Annotated in this window: 20 protein-coding genes; 9 read left to right on the top strand and 11 right to left on the bottom strand. The window is 39.5% G+C overall.

Annotated features, from left to right (window positions below):
* Positions 1–16 precede the first annotated feature (16 nt).
* The 3 genes from CAL7507_RS24495 to CAL7507_RS24505 all read right to left on the bottom strand — a co-directional run bounded on the left by CAL7507_RS24495 (position 17) and on the right by CAL7507_RS24505 (position 4,219).
* Entirely contained in the window at positions 17–619 is a 603-nt protein-coding gene (locus CAL7507_RS24495) for a hypothetical protein (protein ID WP_015131175.1), read from the bottom strand.
* A 113-nt stretch (positions 620–732) separates the two neighbouring features.
* Positions 733–1,347, bottom strand: a complete 615-nt coding sequence (locus tag CAL7507_RS24500; RefSeq protein WP_015131176.1) for a Uma2 family endonuclease — start codon at positions 1,345–1,347, stop codon at positions 733–735.
* 289 nt (positions 1,348–1,636) lie between these two features.
* A complete protein-coding gene (locus CAL7507_RS24505) occupies positions 1,637–4,219 on the bottom strand; it encodes a tetratricopeptide repeat protein (RefSeq protein WP_015131177.1) in 2,583 nt (860 codons plus the stop codon).
* Between the two features lie 407 nt (positions 4,220–4,626).
* On the opposite strand from CAL7507_RS24505, the gene CAL7507_RS31060 reads away from it, so the two are divergent.
* Positions 4,627–5,040, top strand: a complete 414-nt coding sequence (locus CAL7507_RS31060) for a hypothetical protein (RefSeq protein ID WP_236557003.1) — start codon at positions 4,627–4,629, stop codon at positions 5,038–5,040.
* A gap of 441 nt (positions 5,041–5,481) precedes the next feature.
* On the opposite strand, the gene CAL7507_RS24515 is transcribed toward CAL7507_RS31060, so the two are convergent.
* Positions 5,482–6,108, bottom strand: coding sequence for a Uma2 family endonuclease (locus CAL7507_RS24515; protein ID WP_015131178.1), 627 nt, complete (start codon positions 6,106–6,108; stop codon positions 5,482–5,484).
* A gap of 243 nt (positions 6,109–6,351) precedes the next feature.
* Here CAL7507_RS24515 and CAL7507_RS24520 point away from each other — a divergent pair, with 243 nt between their 5' ends.
* Positions 6,352–6,957, top strand: coding sequence for a Uma2 family endonuclease (locus CAL7507_RS24520; protein ID WP_015131179.1), 606 nt, complete (start codon positions 6,352–6,354; stop codon positions 6,955–6,957).
* Positions 6,958–7,260: 303 nt separating this feature from the next.
* Here CAL7507_RS24520 and CAL7507_RS24525 read toward each other — a convergent pair whose 3' ends face one another.
* Together CAL7507_RS24525 and CAL7507_RS24530 are read right to left on the bottom strand one after the other, a co-directional pair.
* Positions 7,261–7,596, bottom strand: a complete 336-nt coding sequence (locus tag CAL7507_RS24525) for a XisI protein (protein WP_015131180.1) — start codon at positions 7,594–7,596, stop codon at positions 7,261–7,263.
* Positions 7,584–7,814 carry an element excision factor XisH family protein gene (locus tag CAL7507_RS24530; RefSeq protein WP_083862922.1) on the bottom strand — a complete coding sequence of 77 codons (231 nt, stop codon included), beginning with the start codon at positions 7,812–7,814 and terminating at the stop codon, positions 7,584–7,586. Before CAL7507_RS24530 ends, CAL7507_RS24525 begins: the two co-directional genes overlap by 13 nt.
* A gap of 526 nt (positions 7,815–8,340) precedes the next feature.
* Between CAL7507_RS24530 and CAL7507_RS24535 the strand changes: the two genes are divergently transcribed.
* The 4 genes from CAL7507_RS24535 to CAL7507_RS24550 are packed head-to-tail and all read left to right on the top strand — an operon-like array spanning position 8,341 to position 12,714.
* Positions 8,341–9,480, top strand: coding sequence for an acyl-CoA dehydrogenase family protein (locus CAL7507_RS24535; RefSeq protein WP_015131181.1), 1,140 nt, complete (start codon positions 8,341–8,343; stop codon positions 9,478–9,480).
* Positions 9,481–9,491: 11 nt separating this feature from the next.
* Positions 9,492–11,036, top strand: a complete 1,545-nt coding sequence (locus tag CAL7507_RS24540; RefSeq protein ID WP_015131182.1) for an amino acid adenylation domain-containing protein — start codon at positions 9,492–9,494, stop codon at positions 11,034–11,036.
* An 11-nt stretch (positions 11,037–11,047) separates the two neighbouring features.
* Positions 11,048–11,323: an acyl carrier protein gene (locus CAL7507_RS24545; RefSeq protein ID WP_015131183.1), complete on the top strand. Its 276-nt coding sequence runs from the start codon at positions 11,048–11,050 to the stop codon at positions 11,321–11,323.
* A 2-nt stretch (positions 11,324–11,325) separates the two neighbouring features.
* Positions 11,326–12,714, top strand: a complete 1,389-nt coding sequence (locus CAL7507_RS24550) for an NAD(P)/FAD-dependent oxidoreductase (RefSeq protein WP_015131184.1) — start codon at positions 11,326–11,328, stop codon at positions 12,712–12,714.
* A gap of 75 nt (positions 12,715–12,789) precedes the next feature.
* Here CAL7507_RS24550 and CAL7507_RS24555 read toward each other — a convergent pair whose 3' ends face one another.
* On the bottom strand, positions 12,790–13,209 hold the full coding sequence (locus tag CAL7507_RS24555) for a type II toxin-antitoxin system VapC family toxin (protein WP_015131185.1): 420 nt from the start codon (positions 13,207–13,209) through the stop codon (positions 12,790–12,792).
* The gene (locus CAL7507_RS24560; RefSeq protein ID WP_015131186.1) at positions 13,206–13,448 is read right to left on the bottom strand and encodes a hypothetical protein; all 243 of its coding nucleotides are present in this window, start codon (positions 13,446–13,448) and stop codon (positions 13,206–13,208) included. The genes CAL7507_RS24555 and CAL7507_RS24560 overlap by 4 nt, the downstream gene beginning before the upstream one ends.
* Before the next feature lie 306 nt (positions 13,449–13,754).
* Here CAL7507_RS24560 and CAL7507_RS24565 point away from each other — a divergent pair, with 306 nt between their 5' ends.
* Entirely contained in the window at positions 13,755–14,666 is a 912-nt protein-coding gene (locus CAL7507_RS24565; protein WP_015131187.1) for a hypothetical protein, read from the top strand.
* A 44-nt stretch (positions 14,667–14,710) separates the two neighbouring features.
* Positions 14,711–15,121 (top strand): lipoyl domain-containing protein, encoded by a 411-nt coding sequence (locus tag CAL7507_RS24570; RefSeq protein ID WP_015131188.1) that lies wholly within the window; start codon positions 14,711–14,713, stop codon positions 15,119–15,121.
* 81 nt (positions 15,122–15,202) lie between these two features.
* Here CAL7507_RS24570 and CAL7507_RS24575 read toward each other — a convergent pair whose 3' ends face one another.
* Together CAL7507_RS24575 and CAL7507_RS24580 are read right to left on the bottom strand one after the other, a co-directional pair.
* Positions 15,203–16,438 (bottom strand): tetratricopeptide repeat protein, encoded by a 1,236-nt coding sequence (locus CAL7507_RS24575; RefSeq protein WP_015131189.1) that lies wholly within the window; start codon positions 16,436–16,438, stop codon positions 15,203–15,205.
* The gene (locus CAL7507_RS24580; RefSeq protein WP_015131190.1) at positions 16,438–16,728 is read right to left on the bottom strand and encodes a hypothetical protein; all 291 of its coding nucleotides are present in this window, start codon (positions 16,726–16,728) and stop codon (positions 16,438–16,440) included. Before CAL7507_RS24580 ends, CAL7507_RS24575 begins: the two co-directional genes overlap by 1 nt.
* A gap of 182 nt (positions 16,729–16,910) precedes the next feature.
* Between CAL7507_RS24580 and CAL7507_RS24585 the strand changes: the two genes are divergently transcribed.
* The gene (locus CAL7507_RS24585; protein ID WP_015131191.1) at positions 16,911–19,988 is read left to right on the top strand and encodes a tetratricopeptide repeat protein; all 3,078 of its coding nucleotides are present in this window, start codon (positions 16,911–16,913) and stop codon (positions 19,986–19,988) included.
* Positions 19,989–20,212: 224 nt separating this feature from the next.
* Here CAL7507_RS24585 and CAL7507_RS24590 read toward each other — a convergent pair whose 3' ends face one another.
* Entirely contained in the window at positions 20,213–22,642 is a 2,430-nt protein-coding gene (locus tag CAL7507_RS24590) for a glycosyltransferase (protein WP_015131192.1), read from the bottom strand.
* Positions 22,643–22,840: the final 198 nt, after the last annotated feature.

The raw sequence follows: 22,840 nt of genomic DNA on the forward strand, positions 1-22,840 counted from the left end.
AGGACAGACATGATACTCAGCCCTGCTGCGCCATCCAAGCGAGAAAACCCAAAATTTGCTCAACTGGAGGGAGGGGGTAATCTGTAAGGTCAATGGACGCGCATTGCCCTTCGAGCTTGAGAAACCGCCAAACTGTGCCACTGGTGACTGTTCCGTAAATCGTCAAGATCGGCTGTTGCTTTTGTTGGTTAAAACGTTGAGCCGCAACCATTTCGGCGAGGCATTGCCCTAGTGCTGGTTTCAGGTCTTCCTTTTTGGCTTCCACCAGGATAACCGCAGGGGCTTTGATAAATAGCTGTTCTGGGGAACGACTAATGAGAAAGTCAACATAGCCAGTCAGTTCAGCTTCCGGTTCGACATTGAATTCCTCGCCAGAGAAAACGCTAATCTGTCCTTTGAGTTGGCGTTTCACTTCCAATAACACAGGATTGATGATACCCTCAGAACGGGCTTTCTCGCTACTCACTGCGATCGCCCAGGGAATTGTTTCTTTAAGAATATCCACTAGCAAAGGGGTAGGGGTGAGTGAGGGAATTTCTGGCAGGAAACGACTCCCTTCAACGATTGTGAGTTGGAAATCTTCTACAGCTTTACTGAGTGTGAATTTACTATAAGGCATAGATTTATAATTATTAGAGAGTATAATTATCCAGTTGAAAAAGGTTAAAAAGCTTATAAAACAAGCTTTATTACCTTACTGTCCCCTCTGCTCCCTGCCCCCTTGCCTCTTATTCAATCCCACACCCGACGCAAATTCAGCACAAAACCCGGTAACACTGTTTCACCCGACAATTCAGCCGGATTTTCCAACACTTCCACTGCTAATTCTGGTCGATAAACTTCCACCCGTCGCTGCTGCGGATCGATTAACCAGCCCAGGAGAGCGCCATTGTCGATATACTCCCTCATCTTCGCTTGCAGGGACTTGAGGCTATCTGAGCTAGAGCGTAACTCAACGACAAAATCAGGACAGATATTAGCAAAGGTTCCTTTTTGCTCTGGAGTAAGTGCTTCCCAACGTTCTTGGCTGACCCAAGAGGCATCGGGAGAACGAGTCGCACCATTGGGTAAAATGAAGCCAGTGGAAGAGTCAAAGGCTTTACCAGGTTCGCCCGAATTACGCCACCACAAATACAACTCTCCAGAAATACTCCAATTGCGTTCTCCAGTTTCCCAACCCGTTGGTGGGTTCACAATTAACTCTCCTTGTGCGGTTCTTTCCAGTCTCAAATCTCGGTTGGCTACTGCTAAAGCTGCAAACTGTTCCTGGGTGACGTGCAACCCAATTGTAGACGGCAACTCAATCAATAGGGTTTCGGTTTCTGGGTTGGTGGGAGTCTGTACCATCTTGACCTCTTAGACAATAGGGATTAGGTGAAAGATGCCTGCCCTATTAACTAAATATTCTACAGGCAGATATAGCGATCGCTTGTAGATTAGACATCTCCAGAAAAGAAAAAGACCCCTCTCCAAACCTCTCCCCGAAGCGGAGAGAGGCTTTAAAACCCCCCTTCCCTGGTAGGGAAGGGGGGAAGGGGGGTTAGGTCTGCGTATAATTGTGTGGTATCTAAATCTTTTCTGGAGATGTCTATTGAGCAATTAACCTCTCTAGTTGATTTGTTGTTTTTGGTTACATTCAAAAAATTCTCGGTTGAAGCTGTAAGGCATGGCGGTAAGAGGTACTTGCATCATTAAGCTGACCTCGTTCTGCTAAGATATCGCCTAAGTGTTTGTGCGACCAAGAGTAATCTGGATTTAGTTCAATGGCACGTCGATAAGTAGCGATCGCATCTTCCCATTTCTGCTCTTTCTCTAAAGCCTTTGCTAACTCCAAGTGTATTTCAAAGTTGTCTGGGTGAAATTGAAGTGCGGTTTGATAAATGGCGATCGCATCACAAAAGCGATTTTGTCGAACTAAAGCATTGCCTAACTGTAAATGGATTTGAACATCATCTGGCTTAATTGTCAATGCCTGATGGTAAAGTTGGATATCATCGGGGTTGGATACGATGCGAGAGCGATAATAGTTGATTATTCCCTCTACTCCCTGAGTTTGTTGGAGATATGACTTTAGTTGTACCAACTCGGTTTGAGATATATGTAGTTGAGACTGAGATTGTGCCAATTCTTTCTCAGTCTGTCGCAGTTGAGCTTGAATCTGCTCGGATTGCTCTTGAGTCTGTTGTAAATCAGACTGAGATTGTAGCAATTCAGTTTGAGAGGTATGTAGCTGAGATTGAGATTGCTGTAGTTCTCCCTGAGTTTGTTGGAATTTAGCTTGAATCTGTTCCAATTGCTCTTGAGTTTGTTGTAGATGAGAATTTAGTTTTGTAAATTCTGTTTGCGAGGTGTGTAATTGAGCTTGCAATTTTTCCAGTCCTTGTTTATTTTGCTGATTTGTAGGCAAAAAATCTACTTTCTGCTCATATTCATTTGTGAATTTAACTAAGTTAGTAAGACCTTTTAATCCAGACACCATGAGTTGAACTAAATCCGTTGTCCTTTGTTTGATAGACGGATAAAACAGAATTATGTGTAATAACAGCAATATTAAAAATAAGGGTTCTCGGATAGATAATAAGGTTATTAAAGCTAAAGGCAACCACACCTCGTAAAAATCGTGTAGTGCTACGTTTGCTTTGCGAGTAGGAGCAGGTTCAAAGGCATTTGCTAAAACTAATTTGATATTAATAGTTTTTAAGAGAACATAGAGAATAAAGAAAACTAGCAGTATGGGAGCGAATCGAGAAATAACTAATACCAGTAAAATTAGCAGTGAAATTTCAATTGGGAAGATGATGTAACTTATCCAAAACCGCACTTTTTCTACATCAAGACTTGTCACCAATGTCTTCACGTCAGATTTTAAATCGTTTTCTCTATCCCAAAGTTGATGCAGGAAAATTCCTCTAATTCCTGCACAAAATGACCATACTGTTGCTGTAATAGTCAGGATAATAGATTCTGGTTGTGGTGTTGTACTTAGGTGTAAAAAAGTTGCTGCAAAAAACAAAGTAGGGATAGCGTGCGCTCCTGCTGCATCGCTAACTACCCCCCATATACCTTTTTCTTTTAATCGCAAGGGTGGTGCAGAGTAAAGAGTGGGCAGCAAGTAGTTAATTCCTAGTAATATAATTGCCCATGTGCCGAAGTTCATTAGGATTGGCAATACGAAACCTGCAATTACAAATAAAACGCAAAACAAAACACTCTGCCACAATGGAAATCTAGCCATCGAGTTACTTTTGCCAACTTGTCGATCTACTTCAATGTCGAAAATATTATTAATGATGTGTCCATAACTTGCTGCACAAATAGAAATAAATAGTAAAGACAGTATAATCGCTATTGATTGGATAAAAGACAGACCCAGCAAAAGGATTTCGGCATAAGCAATAGCAAGTAATGGAGGAATTTTATAAAGCCACCAGTTATCTGCTCGAACCGTATTGGAAAATAATGAAAATAATCCTTCAACTTTGATACTATCTACTCTTTGGGCTTCTGAAATCTGTTTTAGCTTTTTGGAACGAGCAACTATAGCTTTTCTCTTCTTGTATGACGGATATTCAATGATTTCTATGCTGTCAAAATATTTTCCAAGCAGGGAAACCATATGCTCTAGTTGCGGTGCCAATAAATTTAGATGTTGTTTTCCAGATTCTTCATCTATCCAACTCCATATCACTCCTTCAAGTTTGATGCGACCACCGTACATTGCAATATTTTCAATAACGTAGGGCAAGTCTATCTCTCCTACTGCTACTACTTCTGGATTGCCGATTGGTAGAAAACAAACACCTCGTTCAGATGTCCAACTAGCTAAGTTTTCAACAACCTTTTCTATCTCTGACAATGACTCTACATAACAGTAAGCCCACCACATACAAGACACTAGATCCCATTCCCCTTGCCACTGCGGATGTTTAACTCTGAAATCACCTTCAATAAGTAGAACACCTGGGTTCTCTTGTTTAGCAACTTTCAGCATTGCTGGCGAAATATCCAATCCCGCTCGCTCTATATTGGGAAAGCAACTCAGAAAGTAGCCCGTACCACAGGCAACATCTAACCACTTTGCCCCTTCACCAATCTCGCTCAGAAGATTGGTGATAGTTTCCTGTTCAAAATCGGCATGACAATCACTGAAAATAAATTTTCGATTATATTCTTGGGCGTAGTCTTCATCGTAAAGTTTGAGTACATCATTTTTGTCCATAGTTCTCTACCAAATAGCGGTATTGTAGCGATCATGTCCCGTTTGGCGATGCTGCACGAAATTTTCAGCTTTCTTTAGTTGGTTGATACCGCAAGTTTATACCAATTGCAACAATTAAAGTGACAAATAGGCAAGTGCTGAGTGTCAAGAGATGAGTTTTGCTACGTACTCAGCGTTCAGCATCTACACTGAACCCTCAAGAATGCGTAGAAATCCGGGTTAAATTCATTTTTCAAGAGAATAATTTAAGATTCTTTACATAAAGTCCAGTAATTTCACCCAGAACACCCCTTGAGAGGAATGTTAAATTTGCGGAGTACAACATCACTACCTCATCATTCAACTTTCAGACCACACAATTGCATACACTACCAGGTCAGGAGTTATGTCAAATTATCAATCAGTGGTTGCATCGAGTACATCTTTTACTCTACAATTTTGCTAGTCCTCGAGTAGGTGACAGTCAGTTTGCTTGCTCAATAAATAATTCTATGAGCGATTCACAACTCTATCGAATTGTCAATACTGAGGACATTGTACCCACTCTGCCATTATCTAAGGCTTTACATGGTTACATTTATGAACATATAGGACAACAAATTACTTTTACAGCTCAGTATCTCTCGATTGGTGAAAACCACTCAATGGCAAATTGCTACAGATATGCAATAAATCATCCTAGCCAGCCTCAGCGGGAAAAGCAGTTAACTGCATTAGTGTCAGACGATCCCGTGCTTGTATTATCTAAGGCGCTTGCTGAAAATTTTAGTGTAAGTGTAGTAGATGCAGATATTCTAGCAACAGAAACGTTAAACTTATGAGCGCCTAGTTTTAGATTTTGGTGTTGCACATTTGGGTAGTGATACCAAATCAGAGTTAAATATTCTCGAAAGGAGCTACCACAGGTAGATTGCTTCTATAAATCATTATCTTTTTGTGCAATGCTGACATTTTAATTACCTTGAAACCTTAATAACTGACGAGAAATCTAACAGTATCCCTAATGGAAAAACTACAACATATAGGACTCATATTTGATTTCTGAAAAAACTCAGTACAACTAAGAAGCCTTCTTTCCTGTTGCCTATTGCCTATTGCCTGCCTACGCAAATTAGTTCAGAAATCAAAGCGGATTCCTATAGTTCATCGTTGTCTCTCGTAAAAAAACTACAGAATAAAAAGCTGCCTATTTCCCAAAAACTGTCTAAAACAGACAGTAAATTGATTGTACAGGGACAAGTAAATAAGCAAATAAGCACCGATCATTGACGGGATCGCTTTAACATCCCCCGCAAATTCAGCAAAAAACCCGGTAACATCGCTTCACCAGACAATTCAGTCGGATTCTCCAACACTTCCACATCCTTACCCGGTCGATAAATTTCCACCCGTCGCTGCTGCGGATCGATTAACCACCCGAGTCTGGCACCATTGTCGATATACTCTCTCATCTTAGCTTGCAGCGACTTGAGGCTATCTGAGCTAGAGCGTAACTCAACAACAAAATCAGGACAGATATTAGCAAAGGTTCCTTTTTGCTCTGGAGTAAGTGCTTCCCAACGTTCTTGGCTCACCCAAGAGGCATCGGGAGAACGAGTTGCACCATTGGGTAAAATGAAGCCAGTGGAAGAGTCAAAGGCTTTACCCAAATCTTCATTTTCTTCGTACCAGCGATCGAGTTGTCCGGTGAGGCTGCGGTTGCGTTCTCCAGTTTCCCAGCCCGTTGGGGGGTTCACAATTAACTCTCCTTGTGCGGTTCTTTCCAGTCTCAAATCTCGGTTGGCTGCTGCTAAGGCTGCAAACTGTTCCTGGGTGACGTACAACCCAATTGTAGACGGCAACTCAATCAATAGGGTTTCGGTTTCTGGGTTGGTGGGAGTCTGTACCATCTTGACCTCTTACACAATAGGGATTGGGTGAAAGATGCCTGCCCTATTAACTAAACATTCTACACGCAGATATAGCGATCGCCTGCGTCAATGTACAAGCGTTAGATATACTTTCCGCTAGGCATCGCTGCTGTTTTTGGTTGCATTCAGGCGATCGCACTTGAAAATATCAACTTAACAGAACTTTACTCCCTATTTCTCACGAAACTTATAATTAAGCTACATCCCATTAAGAAACAACCTATGACTTACACTCCATCCAAACTACTTAGCTTTGAGGAGTTTATTGCCCAATATGGGGATAATACACGGTATGAACTCATTGACGGAGAACTCAGAGAGATGGAACCTACCGGCCCTCATGAAGGGGTTGCAGGGAGTATTGCTGGTAGAATTTATGTCGAAATTTTTCGTGCTAATTTCAATTGGTTGGTTCCAAAAACTTGCTTGATAAAACCCCTATACGGTGAAGCCACAGCACTGCGTCCTGACGTAATTGTTTTAGATAAAGCAGAACTTGCTACTGAACCACTTTGGCAAAAAGAACCAGTGATTTGTAAAGGTAATACTATTAAGCTTGTTGCTGAAGTGGTCAGCACTAATTGGCAAGATGATTATGCCAGAAAAGTGGAAGAATACGCTTTTTTGAATATCCCAGAATATTGGATTGTGGACTTTCGGGGCTTGGGCGGTTTGCAATTTATCGGCAATCCCAAGCAACCTACTTTCACCATTTGTCAGTTAGTTAATGGGGTCTACCAGCAGCAACAATATCGCTTGGGAGAGCCGATTTCTTCTTTCCTGTTTCCAAATTTACAATTGCGACTGGACGACATTATGCCAACCTGAAACTCACGCGCGCGCAATTGTGGAAGCAGGGATATTTCGATGCGTTGCAGCCGTTAGCCGAAGTGGAATCACATCAGTTAAGAATTGACATCCTCACCGCCGTGTTCGCCCTTGGCGTTCCCGAAGGGTACGCACGGTGAAGAAGGAGTAATAAGTAATAAGTAATAAGTAATAAGTAATAAGTAATGAGTTTTTCATCTACTCATTACTCATTACTCCTTAGTTTAAAGTATTGCGTGAAGCACGGGGCTTTAGACCCAGTATTTCGGTAAAAAGTAAAAAGATAATCCCCATACTTGGGTTTTAAGCAACACCATAGTTGGTGTAAGGACGCTTGTAGGGAGGATGCAGCCCCAAAATAATATCTTCTTTGGGAATACCCATTGCCAATAGTTCTTCACCAACATCGATATCAGTGGTATTTTGCTGAAGCCAAATTTTGCCGTCTTTAATATCGAAGTGTAGGACGGTGTAATAGATTCGCTTTAAGCCTTTCCAGCCGACACGCATCAGTTGGTAGCGATCGCGTACTGGGTCAAAAAATAGTGCGCTTTCTATATCTTCTTCACGGGATTTATATTGGCTATGCTTTTCCAAAAGGGTTTGGATGCAGAAGCGATAATGCTCTAGTTTATCCATTGCACGATCTCCTCATTTATTGGTTCGTAAACAATTAGTTTGAGTTGATATCTCTGTTTTACCACTTGAGCAAATTGGCTTTGAAAGAAAGTATCATAGGTTTCTAGCGGTATTGCAAGATTTAGTCGGCGATCGGGTTCTTTTGCTTCCAGCATAATCCGGTAGTTAAGAAATTGCCCTAAAGCTGTATGAAAATCGCTAATTGCTGAAGTCCCAATAAAGTCGCGATCGCTCTCTTCCTGTTGGTAGTTCTACTCTGAGTACATTAATTACGGAGCTAGGCGCAGAGTGCGAAAATGTCACTGCCTTAATTCATCAGCTTCAGTCACCTCATCTGAGTGCTAGACAACAAGCTGAAATTCTGGCAGAATTGCTGGCTGCGACAATTCATTTAAATGTTCACTGTGGAGAGGAGTTCCAGACACTCATTGCCCAAGAGATGGAAACATTGCCAGATGATGATGAACAGGAGTCTTGCTGGTTTATCCCTAAGGATTAGAAGCGATCGGCGCTTTTTTTGGTTGTCTTTATGCTGGAGTGGTTGCTATTCCTGCACCGGCGCCGGAAGCGGCACGGATGAAGCGAGTTTTGCCGAGACTCGAAGCGATCGCTCGTTACGCTGGAATGAAATTGCACGAGCTTAAACGACCTAAAACATCAGGGAACTATGAGCGAGGTAACTCTAAATTGATGTAATATCGGTTAGCAACTTTAAATCTTAATACTTTATAGGTATTTATAACTATGTTCTCATTCAAAGAACAAGTTGAAATTAAAGAAAAGTTAATTGAATTTGCTCAAAAATCATTAATAGAGGATATTACTAAGTTAGACCTACAAGAAGAATTTAATTTAGAGGGATGGCGCAAATGTGCCGCATGGGGAATTATGGGTATGCCAATTCCTCAAGAATATGGGGGAAAAGAATTAGATAGTCTGACAACTATTTATGCTTTAGAAGGTCTGGGTTACGGTTGTAAGGATAACGGCTTGTTGTTCTCGATTGCGGCTCATATATGGGCTTGCGAATTTCCTATATTGACCTTTGGCACCCAAGAGCAAAAACTTAAATATCTTCCTAGCCTTGTAAAAGGCGAAATAATTGGTGGTCATGCAGTAACCGAAACAGAAGCTGGTTCTGATGTGTATAATCTCAAAACTACTGCTACAAGAAAGGGAGACAGGTATGTTTTAAATGGCAGTAAGATTTTTGTGACTAACGGTACGATCGCCAATCTCATTCTAGTCTTTGCCAACCTAGAACCTGCTTTAGGAAAAAGAGGCATTACCGGTTTTTTAGTAGAGAAAGATTTTCCAGGCTTCATCGTTAAAAAAAAGATGTCTAAAATGGGATTAAGAACAGCACAAATGGCTGAGTTACTGTTAGATAACTGTGAAATTCCTGTGAGTAATCGTCTGGGAAAAGAAGGTGCAGGAATGGCTATATTCAGTCATAGTATGGAATGGGAACGCGGCTTTATCCTTGCCAGTGCTATTGGCAGTATGGAAAGATTGCTAGACCAATGCGTTCAATATGCTAAACAGCGGCAACAATTCCAGCAGCCAATAGGGAAATTTCAACAGATTTCTAGCAAGCTAGTTGACATGAAGCTACGTCTGGAAACAGCTAGAGGACTGCTATATAAATTTGGATGGCTAAAACAAATGGGTAAATCTGCTTTTATGGAAGCAGCTATGACAAAACTTTATATCAGCGAGTCTTGGGTGCAGTCTTGTTTAGATGCTCTGCAAATTCATGGGGGATATGGTTATTTAACAGAACTCGAACTAGAACGAGAGTTACGAGATGCTTTAGGGAGCAGAGTTTATTCGGGAACATCGGAAATTCAGCGCCAAATTATTGCTCAATTTATGGGTTTATAAGTAAAAATACTGTGTCACATCTCCTACAGCAGCTTTTAGAAATCAGTGCCGAAAAATACCCAGATAAAGCAGCGGTTATCTATAAAAACAGCGCCATAACATACCAGGATCTAGACGCACTTTCGAGCCAGTTAGCCTGGGTTCTCAAGCGTTCTGGTGTTGAAAAAGGCGATGCCTGCGGCGGGCTACGCCTACGCATCGGTATCTATCTCAACAAATCGATTGAAGCGGTAGCGGCAATTTTCGGCATTCTCAAAGCCGGTGCTGTATACGTTCCTCTTGATCCATCTGCTCCCGTTCGGCGCGTTGCATCGATTATTCAGGATTGCCAGATCGAGGTGTTGATATCTACTGCTAAAAAAATTCTCAGTTTAGAGCAGGTATTACCAAAATTCACTCTAGTTCGACAAGCAATTATTGTCGGTGAAGATACTTTTCAGATTTCAGGAACAATCGAAACATTTATCAGTTGGCAGGATGTATTGCAAGCACCTTTATCTTCTTTACCTGTCAACGAAGTAAGTGAAATCGATATAGCTTATATTTTATACACTTCAGGCTCAACTGGTACTCCAAAAGGAGTAACAATTAGTCATAGGGCGGCGTTGAACTTTGTTAATTGGTCTTGGGAATGTTTTCAGGTGAGAGATAGCGATCGCGTTTCTAATCACGCTCCTCTGCACTTTGATTTATCAGTTTTCGATATTTTTACCACACTCAAAGCAGGCGGTACTGTCATTATCGTTCCTGAAAAATTAACAGTTTTTCCGCTTGACTTAGCGAGATTTATTGCCCAACAACAAATCACGATTTGGTACTCAGTTCCTTCTGCTCTTATCCAGTTGGTTTTGCATGGAAATTTACCAAGATGTGACTTCTCTAATTTACGAGTTATTTTATTTGCAGGTGAGGTTTTTCCGGTTAAATATTTGCGACAACTGATGGAATGCATACCACAGGCAACATATTATAACCTTTACGGCCCTACAGAAACGAACGTTTGTACTTATTATCCAGTTGAGAAGATTCCGGATGAATCTAGCACAGCCTTACCTATTGGTAAAGCCTGTGCAGGGAATGAAGTGTTTGCTGTTAATGACAGGGGAGAAATAGCAACAATTGGGGAAGTGGGAGAACTTTACGTGCGTGGGCGATCGCTAATGAACGGTTACTGGGGGCGGTTAGATTTGACTAAGGAGGAATTTGTTTACAGAACTGGCGATTTAGTCAGGCAAGAACCGGATGGCAATTACATCTTTTTAGGTCGGTGCGATCGCACTATCAAAAGTCGTGGTTATCGCATCGATTTAGGGGAAGTAGAAGCGACATTATACAAGCATCCACAAGTAGCAGAGGTAGCAGTCGTAGCTATTCCTGATGAGCAAATTGGTCATATCATCAAAGCTATTGTGGTTCCCTATGATATTGTACAAAAGCAGGATTTAGCGAGTTTCTGCTCAAACTATTTACCTAAGTATATGGTTCCTGCTGTTATAGAGTTTCGGGCAGCTTTGCCAAAAACTTCTACTGGGAAAGTCAATCTTCAATTACTTTAAAAGTTAAGGATATGCCAACACAACAATATACAGAAAAAGAGGTAGAAGCAATCCTCAAACGCCAGATATCTAAAGAATTTATGTACAATAAGCCAGAAGTAATTTTAGATAATCAGTCACTTCTGATTGATGAAGAAATTATTGATTCTTTAGGAATATTTGTATTGATTAGCTTTATGGAAGAACAGTTTCAGATCAAGATAAATCCAGATGAGGTATTGTTAGATAATTTTGAGACTATTGATACTATTAAGTCTTTAGTAATGTCAAAGCTAGGAAGTCTTTAAGTATGAATATCCCCCAGCAGTGCGATGTAGTGATAATTGGTGGCGGGCCAGCAGGTTCTACGGCTGCTACGATTTTGGCACGTAAGGGATACAAGGTAGTTTTACTGGAGAGAGAAAAATTTCCACGAGAGCGCGTTGGGGAATCAATGTTACCCTTTTGCTACGAACTTTTCCGCGAACTTGGCGTTTTAGCCCAGATGGAAAAGCGATTTGTGCGTAAACCTGGAGTTCGTTTTATTAACAGTGACGGTTCTGCTTCTACATACTGGTGTTTTAACCATGTCATTAAAGATGAAAGTTACCTATCTTTTCAGGTAAACCGAAGCGAATTTGATACAATTCTGCTGGAAAATTCCCGCAAGCACGGTGCAGAGGTTAGGGAAGAAACCAGAGTTGATGTATGCAGCTTAGAGGTAGAAGGTAGTACGGATAAAGTAGAAGTCCAAGCGATTTCCCGAAATGGCGAAAGGCTTTCTTTACAGACTCGATTTGTCATAGATGCTAGTGGGCGTTCTGGTTTTATTGCTAGTAGTAAAGGTTGGAGAAAGGGGCATAAAGGGTTTGCTAGAACTGCGTTGTGGACGCATTGGAAAGGCATTAAATCCTTGAAGGGTGGATTGGAAGAAGGAAGCTCAATTATTCTCTATTTGGGAGGTGAAAAAAGGGGATGGGCTTGGGTATTTCCCTTGGGTATAGATTGGGTAACTGTTGGTGTCGTAATGGATACGGCGTATCTCAACCACAAAAGGCAGGAACTTCAAGCTAGCTCAATAAAAGATTGGTGTACCGAACTTTATCAGCAAGAGTTATACTCCTCTGAGTTTATTAGAGAATTACTTGCACAGGCAAGAATATCGATGCCTGTGCAAGTAGAAGGAGATTATTCTTATTATTCTGAGAATAAATTTAGTACTAAGTATGCAATGGTTGGGGATGCTAACCGGTTTTTAGATCCTATTTTTTCGAGTGGCGTTTTTTTGTCCATGAAAAGCAGTTTTTTAGTTGCTAATGCAGTGGATAAGATGCTTTTATCAAACCAAGCAAACGATATGAGCTATTTGGAGGAAGCCTACGCGAAAATTAATGGTGCTTATGATTTCGTTTACAGGCTGATTAGCCTTTTTTATCAACCTCATGCTTTGAGTTGGGCAGAAGCTGGGGCGACATTCAACTCAGTTTCGCAAATTGACTATAAGCGGCATGAAGTAGCAATGGGGGCAGGTCATTATATGCTGGCAGGAGATTTCTTTGAAAATCATGAAAAGTATCATAAGTTTTTGGATATGATGGAAAATCCTCGATTTTTTGAAGGATATAAAAACTTAGTTGTAGATCGGGAAGAATATCAAACAGAATCATGCGGTGCAGAGCGTTCCATCATATTTCCTTGATGTCGATGAATATTGCCCAACCTGATTTTGATATAGAATTACTATTTGAATTTTGATCCTATATTGGTATTATCTTCACAAATACCAATTTTCAATTTGCAAGTCATTAAAATTAGTATAATCTGATATATTATTAGTCACTAAAATTAACTGATTGACCTGAGCGATGGCGGCAATTTGACTATCTACAAAAGTGGGAGTTTTACCCAGTTTAACCAAACGCGACCTTTCTTGAGCGTGCCATTCTGCGGCTGCCTCGTCATAAGAAAAAAAAGGTAATTTCGCTTTGACTTCTTCTTGAAAGTATCGTTCTAGTTCTTGGCGCTTTCTGGATGGTGGTAATCGATTTAAACCGAATAAAAGCTCGTGCCAAACTATGGTTGCTGTTGACATTTCCCCTGCATGATGCAATAACTTCGCCATGACTTTTACGTTAGGTGCTTGCTTCATGGGTTCGGAAATTATATTACTATCTAGCAGAAATCGAATATTCACAAATTAACCTCGCGTCCGGGTGATTTATCACGAACATCTCCAAAAATAGCATCAACATCGATATCTAATTCGGCAATATTATGCTGGCGACGAAATTCCTCTAAGTTATCACCAAACTTGCCTTGCTCTTGATTGATTTGAGCATCAATAATTTCAATTCTTACCACTTGACCGTCGGGAATATCCAGATTTTCTAAAATTTCTAAGGTTTGACCGCGTTTAATGGCTATGATTTGCATTTTGTGAGTCTCCCTATTTTGATAAAATTTTAACTGATGTAACGCGATCGCTGCTCTCGTAGGTTGTGTAAAAAATTGTACACAGGATTATGAATAAAAGCTTAAAAATCACAACCTGAGTTGAAATCTGAGAGTAATTTCGATTTTTGTAGGTTGGGACAGCCCCGTCGTGGTGAGCCAGTCCGTTGCTTTGGTTCTCAAAGTTGTGGGAACTAGTGTGGTTTCCCTCAGAAGGAACTGCCGAAAGGGTTTCCCGGCTTGAGGCTAGTTAGGTTTGAGGCTTTCTTTGTGTAGGTGTAGTTAGTGATGATACAAAATGAGCTTCCAGAGGCGAGTAAAAGTCAACAAGTTAGAATGGGTGGTAAACAAAGTATTCGTATTTTGGTGAAAGGGGAACGCGATGTTATTGATTCTCTACTTCCTGCAACACAAGGAGGTAGAAAGCTAGAGAAAGGTTTACAAGATTTAATCAAAGAAAAGTACGATCGCGCTTTTCAAATTGAAATTATCTACGAACCTGGTGGACGTTCCGACCTTTGGTTGCAACAGTTGAGAGAAATTCCTTTCTTAAATGAATTGCACGCTTTTGAACAGTCAGGTAGATTCTCATCTAAGCAGCTAGAGACGTTATTAACGGAACAATCTCCTACTTCTTTGCTAGCAGCAGATATCGATATTATAGTCTTTTCTACCCAGGCTGAAATTACCAAAAATCTGTGGCGACATCGCCAAACGGGTTATCTTACCGATATAGCTGAAGATTCGGAACAGCAATGGTCTGAGGTGGAAAAACAAGAGTTGCAACAGCATTTTTCTCCCACAGGTTTACTGTCTATCGAGGAATCTCAAACCAATTTTAGCCAGCTTATTCAACTGCTGAAAGAAAAAACAGGTGCGTATATTATCTGTTATAACTGTTGCGATTTTGATCCGAGCGATCGCACTACCAATTATTACCAGCAAGAAGATACGTTAAGCATACGCATTCAAAAATTAAACCTGGCATTAATCAAACTTTCCATACAAGAGGGAATTTCGATTATTGATGTAGAATCAGTTTTGGCTGAACTGGGAACTGAACAACATATATTAAAAGCACTGGAATATTCTCTCGCAGCAGAGGAAGCAATTTGTCAAGAGTTCTTGCGAGTCGTTGAGGATGTAGGATTTTTTGAACATCGTCCTCTACTGATGCAAATTGGATTGAAAAAAGTTTAGGTTAATTCAATAACTGAGGCTAAGTAAAATAGGATGCTATTAAAATGTTATTGAAAATAGTTGTTCCTCAAATCAATCGCACTATTCAAGGTGGTTTTATCCGGAGGTGGCATAAAAATGAAGGAGAATTGATTGATTATGGAGAGGATATAGTTAATATATTTATAGACAAAAATCAATTCATAATGCCTTTACTCCCACCTATCAGTATTTTATCCAATCTTTCTGAACCGGATAGCACAGTTAATGAAATTAGAGAGTTTCCTTATGGTGTGATGCGGATAATTTCTATGGATCGAGGATTTCTACGCAGTATTCTTGTTAAAGAATCAGAGTACCGAAGTATTGGGGAAGTACTTGCTTTGATTACAACTAATGAGAATGAACCAATTGTAGAGATTGAGAAAGACTCTACAAAAATTAGCACCTTTCGAGTAACTACTGACCGTGTATAGAAGATTTGATAGAAGTGAACAAATAAATTAGCGTAGATTAAAACTGAAGTCAATTTTTCTGAATTCTGTTAGAGTGAAAGACTAAAATACTTCTAGTTCTCTAAAAATATTACAAATATATTTACTGATTGTTTGATTGAGTTCTAAGGGAAAATGATCGATATCTAACATAATATTAATACCGTAATTTTTTAGGATACGATCTATATCAACAATCGAAAAATTAAGTTGACGTGATAATTCTACCAACGCTAAGTTAAATTCCTTGCGTCTTAAATTTTGCGAATTTTTGGCAAATTGATAATTATGGCTTTTTTTCCCGGGTTCTAAGGCAAGCAGGTTAAAAACTAAAATATGGGCTGATGTAGTTTGTTGAAGTTGTTTGATGATTTTAGTGTAGTTTTCAAAGAAAGCTTCAACGCTAATTTTACCCAATCGTTCAAAATGCTCTTTCAGCCAGGTTGCTGTTGATAAATTATTTAAAACCGAACTCATCGGATGATTCAACCACCATCCGCCAGGATCAACTAAAAACCCAGACTCTCGATGTCGATAGATTGTTCGGATTACATCGCCTGCAATTGAGATTATAACTACGGTTTTAGGAAATTCTTCTAATCCATTTACCCCTGGAACTGTAAACGTTTTTTCAAAAAGTCGAGGTTGAAAATAATCGGAAGTTAATTTAAATTTTTCTTTAATTTCTGCAATTACATTGACAGGGTATTCTTGGAATGTTTGCAGCAGTATATCAGAACGAGTTAAACTTGGGTCGCCATCATGGATAAGGCAGCCTTTACCCTTGAGAACCGATTGAATCATAGGAATGCTGGCAAAGATAGATGCAAGATGACACGCGCCACTTGCGTATATACCAATCTTTTTCTCTGATTTAGGTTGCGACCATAAAATTGTGTAGTTGGAACCCCAATAAATTCCACTTTCGTGCTGAGAGTTGGAGTAATTATTTCCAGGATTAGCGATCGCAACTTTTGTTGTTTTTGGCTGAAAAACAATTTGCAAGATTGAGCTAGAAGTAGCCAAGTTTGGCTCTAATTCGATAGCGCGGCGGTAATAGGTGACTGCTTCCTGTTTTTCTTTCCATCCTCCTTGCCCTAGAGCTTGGGCTAACTTGTGGTAGGCTGAAGCCAAGTAGGGGTTAAGGGCAATAGCTCGACGGTAAGCTGCGATCGCCTCTTCTAAATTCCCTTGAGTGTCGTAAAGTTCTCCTAATTGACTGTGAACTACTGCGCGATCGGGTTTGATAGTTAAAGCTTTTTTGTAGTGAGAGATTAGCTTGTTTTTATATTCTTCCATTATCCAAGTTTCAGTATTTGTTTTATCTGATTTGCCACAATCTCTCTAAGTACACCCCATGCACCACCTGCATATAAATATCTAGGTTTATAATACGGGTAATAATCGCCTTGTATGTTGCATATTTGTTGCAAGTTATGACGAGTATTTAAATATGTAAAAATATTTTGAGATATCTGGAAAACCTGTTCTTGGAACTGATGGTTTTGGATAAGTTGTTGAGCTGCTTCGGTTTCTTGCATCCAATTTTGGTTGGATAAGATTTCAGCTGCAAGTGCCTGCTTTGCCATTATATACGTAGGATAAATACGCTTATGCGCGTACTGCCTGACAAAAGGGATATGTCCTGTAATGTATCGGATTGTACGATAATTACTTGCCCATACCCAATCACTTAAGATGTTTCTTGCAAGTTCTTCTTCATGGTTTACAATATCATTATTATCATTAATAATAATATCAGCATTGCTTTATGGTAGATAGTCCAAAACCATTGCTGACAGAAGCTGAGAAAGTTGAGTATCGAAACAAAGCAGCTTGCTGGAGAGAGAAGTTGACAAATAATGGCTCCGATCTCAGCCCGATTGAGATTGACTTCAACCCCAAAGTTTTTGAGTATAACCTTCAGATTCCAGCTAATTATGTACCACAGATATACTCAGGACGGGTTGTTTACTTTGCTGCTCAGGAGAAGAGTAAAGATTCTTTTATTTCCGATCTATTGCAACCTAATGCTTGGAATCGTTGGGTTATCAACGGAGTTGAAGTTTATGAGGTTCCGGGAGATCACCTATTGATGACTAAAGAACCTAATGTTTGTATTTTAGCCTCAAAATTAACTAGTTGTCTAAATCGAGCAGAACGTCAAGAAAAGGAACAGCAACAAAAACGAAAGAGAGAAAAGCTTGATTTTGAGGGAGAGCTTGTAGAGAAACAAACAGCTATGAAAAAAACTGATGTACTTGAAATTTACGATGAAGACTACGCTCAAAAGTATAATCAAAGATTTCTTCTCAATGAGCGGTCTAAAAATAACGCTGATTTTGAACAAGAAACTATTAACAAACTTTTAAGTGAAATCGGCGAAGGTGCTAGGTGGTTAGATGTCGCCTGTGGTACGGGGTACTTTCTGAGTCGCTTTCCAAATGTAGAACGAGCGGGACTAGATATTTCGCCTGCAATGCTCAAGGTTGCCAAGCAAGCAAATCCAGATTCTTTGTTTGTTCAAGGTGACTATAGAGATAAACGTCCGCAGTGGGAAGGAAAATGGGATTTTGTGTCCTGTATGTGGTGGGCTTACTGTTATGTAAAGTCGTTATCACAGCTAGAAAGAGTTGTTGAAAATTTCGCAGATTGGACATCTGAGCGGGGTGTTTGCTTTCTACCGATCTGTGAACCTGAAGAGATAGGAACTGGTAAGCTAAAACTCCCATATATTTACACAAATTCAGGAAATTTAGGTGGATATGGTGGCTCAATCCAGTTTGAAGGAGTAATTTGGAGTTGGATCGATGAAGAGTCTGGAAAACAGCATCTAAATCTGCTTGCACCACAAGTGGAATACATGGTCAACCTATTTAAAAAACACTTTGAGCAAGTAGAAGTCATTGAGTATTGTTCATTTGGGGAAGGACAAAGAAAAGCGATAGTTGCTCGTTCCAAAAGACAGAAAGATACACTTGAAACAAAAATAGCGGTTGAAAGTGAATCAACAGGATTGTTTTCATCTTTTTTCAAGATTATTCGAGGAGGTAACTGGTGGCTTTATAAAATCCCACCTTTACTAGCTATTGCTTATGCCGAAATCCTTTTGATGTATCTCCCGGTTATCCAATCAATATTAACTGTATTAGCCTTGTTATTCTCCATATCTTCTTTAGCGGCTTATGGACATATTGTTAATGATATTTTAGACATCGAAGTAGACCAAAGAGTTGGTAAAAACAATTCAATGGCTCAATTTTCATCCTGGCAGCACCTTTTACTTTGTATTTTATTTGCAGCCACAGGTTTTGTATTGCCAATCCTAATGAACTTCGGCACATGGGCAATTATATTACTAGGAATTAACTACTTGCTGCCCACTCTTTACTCTGCACCACCATTACGCTTAAAAGAAAAAGGTATATGGGGGGTAGTTAGCGATGCAGCCGGAGCACACGCCATTCCTACCTTGTTTTTTGCAGCAACTTTTTTACACCTAAGTACAACACCACAACCAGAATCTCTTATCCTGACTATTACAGCAAAAGTATGGTCATTTTGTGCAGGACTCAGAGGAATTCTCCTGCATCAACTTTGGGATAGGGAAAACGATTTAAAATCTGGTGTGAAGACATTAGTAACAAATCTTGATGTAGAAAAAGTGCGGTTTTGGATAAGTTTTATCATCTTTCCAGTTGAAATTTTACTGCTAAGTCTTCTGGTATTGGTTATTTCTCAGTTTGCTCCCCTACTGCTAGTTTTCTTTATCCTCTATGTTCTCTTAAAAACTATTAATATCAAATTAGCTTTAGCAAATGCCTTTGAACCTGCTCCTACTCGCAAAGCAAACGTAGCACTACACGATTTTTACGAGGTGTGGTTGCCTTTAGCTTTAATAACCTTATTATCTATCCGAGAACCCTTATTTTTAATATTGCTGTTATTACACATAATTCTGTTTTATCCGTCTATCAAACAAAGGACAAAGGATTTAGTTCAACTCATGGTGTCTGGACTAAAAGGTCTTACTAACTTAGTTAAATTCACTAATGAATATGAGCAGAAAGTAGATTTTTTGCCTACAAATCAGCAAAATAAACAAGGAGTGGAACAATTGCAAGCTCAATTACACACCTCGCAAACAGAATTTACAAAACTAAATTCTCATCTACAACAGACTCAAGAGCAATTAGAACAGATTCAAGCTAAACTCCAACAAACTCAGGGAGAACTACAGCAATCTCAATCTCAGCTACATACCTCTCAAACTGAATTGCTACAATCTCAGTCTGATTTACAACAGACTCAAGAGCAATCCGAGCAGATTCAAGCTCAACTGCGACAGACTGAGAAAGAATTGGCACAATCTCAGTCTCAACTACATATATCTCAAACCGAGTTGGTACAACTAAAGTCATATCTCCAACAAACTCAGGGAGTAGAGGGAATAATCAACTATTATCGCTCTCGCATCGCATCCAACCCCGATGATATCCAACTTTACCATCAGGCATTGACAATTAAGCCAGATGATACTCAAATTTCTTTGCAGTTAGGCAATGCTTTAGTTCGACAAAATCGCTTTTGTGATGCGATCGCATCTTACCAAACCGCACTACAATTTCACCCAGACAACTTTGAAATATACTTAGAATTAGCAAAGACTTTAGAGAAAGATCGGAAATGGGAAGATGCGATCGCTTCTTATCGATGTGCGATCGAACTCAATCCAGATTACGCTTGGTCGCACAAATACTTAGGAGATATACTAGCAGAACGCGGTCAAATTAACGAAGCAAGCCTCTGTTACCGTCGTACTTTGCAGCTTCAACCGAGAATTTTCTGAATTTAAAGTTAACTTCCTTTCCTTATGCTACCTGATGTGACTCTACAGGAAAACTCGATCGGGTTTTATTGAGTCAGTCAGAACTTACAGGAAAAGGTAACGGTTAAGTAGGTGGATTGGATTACCTACTTAGTAATGTCCTAATCTACAAACTAAAAAAATACCATCATAATTGTCGTACCGCAGCTAATTGAAAATAAAACATCTGTGTAATTAATTTTGCTTTAACTGAGTAGGTCAATTGAGTGATATATCTTAGCATTTATTTGAACATCAGCCAACTCTAACCATTCAAAAGAATCAAGCTGTGCTATTGATTCTTTAAACTCTAACTTAGCTTTTTCAAAATTTTTGACATGAATAAAATGCATAACTTTAGCTGCTAGAATATTCGGCTGCATTTTCTTTGCTGTAATGTCTAATGAATAATCAAAAGCGGCTTCAACTTCAGTTTCCGAAAAACTATCAAATGAATATGAATTTTGTAACAAATCATTGGGAATCAGCTTGACATAGCGAAAAGCTCTAGAGGAATAAATGAAGGGATGCTCAATCGGCACTAGATACTCTCGCAAGCGATACATAATTAGATGAATCCAAGAAGTATAGTAATGAGCAAAGTCTTGGTGGATTACCAGAGATACTTCTGGAATCAGATAGGGAAAGAAATTTTTGATAATACTATTTGTTAATTCCCAGGATTTCATAGCATCAATAAAAAGACACTCGATTTCACCTTGTTGCCAGCCAATTTCTGCAAGATCCCCAGGATAGACATGAATAAGATGACTCCAAGGATGAATTCGCTCCAGGTATTCGTTTAGAAAACTATCTCCATCTTTGTACTTTCCTTCTAACGAAGTGCCGATGACACTTTGCGGCATATTAGCCTGTGAAGACCAAATAAAAATATCGTAAACATGAATGCGTTGGTTTTTGTTAGTTACACAGGAATTAGCCTCAAGTCCCATTGCTAAGGAAATGGTTGATGAACCAAACCAGCAACCGAGTTCTACAACCTCTCCTCTACCTGAATACTCATTTTGGGCATAGTTCTCTAAAAAGAGTTGCTCTGTTAAATGGGTCATACCCAGTATCCATCGCCTGGGTTCACTTTTATCTAGATGACTTGCAGGTGATGTAGCTATTTGATAAAAAGCTTGCTTCATGTATTCAAATCTTTGATTCAGCAAGCGTTGATTTACAAAATGGAGAAACTCTCTCATCGGTACACCGAGTTTCTCAGGGTAGGCTGAGATAGCTTCAATCATCGCTTGTGCAAGAGATAGCACGTTCTCCGGTATGAACCAGCGCACACCATCCGTGCGTCCAATTAGATTGAGAGTTTCTCGAAATCCACCTGTATCGGAAACAATTAAACTGACAGGTAATTGTCCCATTTCTAATGCTGTATGGGGAAAGTTCTCTTGGCTACTGGTGAGACAAACGATCGCACAATGCAATAAATTTACTAATTGAATCGCTTCTTGACTGAACAAATCAGTCACAATAGTGTAACAACATTTAGAGCCTAACTTTTGTTTAATATATTGCTGGCTATCTAAACCTTGTAAACCCTCTGCTTGCAGCTCAACGTTCTTACCCAGAAAGATGATATGAACTTTTTCAATAACACTGCTTTCTAGTAGTTTGATTGCTTCTAGGAAAGTAAAAAGCCCTTTTCTCTCCTCTAATCGTCCAAAAAATACAAGGGGAATTTTATCTTCATCAACCAGCCATTGTAAATCATTTCTGGGCGTAATTGTTTTCAATGGTTGTTCAATAACTGAAAAACAATAAGGTAAATGCTTTGCATGAGATGTTTTCCAGCCATACTTCTCTACTTTCTCTTTGAGAAAATGCGACAAAAAGAATGCTAAATCTGCCTGTTCAAAGGAATACTGCTCATAATGGCTCGTTTGCCAAAACCAGTCAGGATGAGAATGTGTGTACCTTGCATGGGCTTCTTGCAGCCACTCCTGTCCACTATGCAAAGTAACAGCCACCACACAATTTTCTCCTAAAATGGCTGTTTGCTTGGCTTGAACCGTGCGGTATCCCAATCCCAGCATTTCTGGAAATTCAATGTAAATATAAGTATTAGGAAATGTAGTGGCGATCGCAGTCACAAAAAACAGCGCACAATAGTTCTCGTAGTCTACCCATTCTCCATGCTGCAACTGAGACAAAATTGCCAAGTGAGTCGGCTGTAATTCTAGTACATCCATACATTCACTCGTCGAAAAGATATGTTTCACTGCGGGAATAGTTGACTCTCCAGCAAACTTCTCTTGACTTTGGCAAAGCAGTAGCACAACATAAAAGTCTTCTGCTGCTAATCTCTCACTGAGAGTGCGGTAGTAAGTGCCAATTCCACCATTCCTAAAAATACCTTCGTATTCGGTTGTGACAAGTAATGCTATTCGTGTAACTGCCGGGGGCAATTTGTCTTTTATTATCTGTTTGAAGCTGACTTCAAAGTTGTTATTATGATGATTTTGCAGCCTTTCCTTTTGAAAAATTAGATTGAGAATTTTATTAGTAAATGCCAAAGGTTGATTCACATTTGCTTCGCTAAAGTACTGCTGTAAAAGTTTCTCTTCATTTGAGTTTATTTTTTGAGAAAGGAATTTTTCTATGTCTGCTGGCTTCATTGAATTTAGGATATATTGCTGTCAGATTGAATAATACTTGTTATTAACATTTAACAAACTAAATGTACGAATAACATTTTCCCAGGTTTTTAATGAAATTATTAATATTTTTTTATATATCAAATATTAGTGAGTTCAGAAGTTATAGGAGCGATCGCCTTTATTTTACGCTTCTATTCAGGCAGTCGTTTTAAGTAA

The organism is Calothrix sp. PCC 7507, from assembly GCF_000316575.1.
Taxonomy (GTDB): domain Bacteria; phylum Cyanobacteriota; class Cyanobacteriia; order Cyanobacteriales; family Nostocaceae; genus Fortiea.

What these genes read in the sequence shown, in the direction of transcription:
- CAL7507_RS24565 (WP_015131187.1), top strand. Translation starts at nt 13,755, where the DNA reads ATGATACAAAATGAGCTTCCAGAGGCGAGTAAAAGTCAACAAGTTAGA.
- CAL7507_RS24575 (WP_015131189.1), bottom strand. Translation starts at nt 16,438, where the DNA reads ATGGAAGAATATAAAAACAAGCTAATCTCTCACTACAAAAAAGCTTTA.
- CAL7507_RS24505 (WP_015131177.1), bottom strand. Translation starts at nt 4,219, where the DNA reads ATGGACAAAAATGATGTACTCAAACTTTACGATGAAGACTACGCCCAA.
- CAL7507_RS24570 (WP_015131188.1), top strand. Translation starts at nt 14,711, where the DNA reads ATGTTATTGAAAATAGTTGTTCCTCAAATCAATCGCACTATTCAAGGT.
- CAL7507_RS24560 (WP_015131186.1), bottom strand. Translation starts at nt 13,448, where the DNA reads ATGCAAATCATAGCCATTAAACGCGGTCAAACCTTAGAAATTTTAGAA.
- CAL7507_RS24495 (WP_015131175.1), bottom strand. Translation starts at nt 619, where the DNA reads ATGCCTTATAGTAAATTCACACTCAGTAAAGCTGTAGAAGATTTCCAA.
- CAL7507_RS24535 (WP_015131181.1), top strand. Translation starts at nt 8,341, where the DNA reads ATGTTCTCATTCAAAGAACAAGTTGAAATTAAAGAAAAGTTAATTGAA.
- CAL7507_RS24550 (WP_015131184.1), top strand. Translation starts at nt 11,326, where the DNA reads ATGAATATCCCCCAGCAGTGCGATGTAGTGATAATTGGTGGCGGGCCA.
- CAL7507_RS24500 (WP_015131176.1), bottom strand. Translation starts at nt 1,347, where the DNA reads ATGGTACAGACTCCCACCAACCCAGAAACCGAAACCCTATTGATTGAG.
- CAL7507_RS24545 (WP_015131183.1), top strand. Translation starts at nt 11,048, where the DNA reads ATGCCAACACAACAATATACAGAAAAAGAGGTAGAAGCAATCCTCAAA.
- CAL7507_RS24590 (WP_015131192.1), bottom strand. Translation starts at nt 22,642, where the DNA reads ATGAAGCCAGCAGACATAGAAAAATTCCTTTCTCAAAAAATAAACTCA.
- CAL7507_RS24520 (WP_015131179.1), top strand. Translation starts at nt 6,352, where the DNA reads ATGACTTACACTCCATCCAAACTACTTAGCTTTGAGGAGTTTATTGCC.
- CAL7507_RS24585 (WP_015131191.1), top strand. Translation starts at nt 16,911, where the DNA reads ATGGTAGATAGTCCAAAACCATTGCTGACAGAAGCTGAGAAAGTTGAG.
- CAL7507_RS24525 (WP_015131180.1), bottom strand. Translation starts at nt 7,596, where the DNA reads ATGGATAAACTAGAGCATTATCGCTTCTGCATCCAAACCCTTTTGGAA.
- CAL7507_RS24580 (WP_015131190.1), bottom strand. Translation starts at nt 16,728, where the DNA reads ATGGCAAAGCAGGCACTTGCAGCTGAAATCTTATCCAACCAAAATTGG.
- CAL7507_RS24515 (WP_015131178.1), bottom strand. Translation starts at nt 6,108, where the DNA reads ATGGTACAGACTCCCACCAACCCAGAAACCGAAACCCTATTGATTGAG.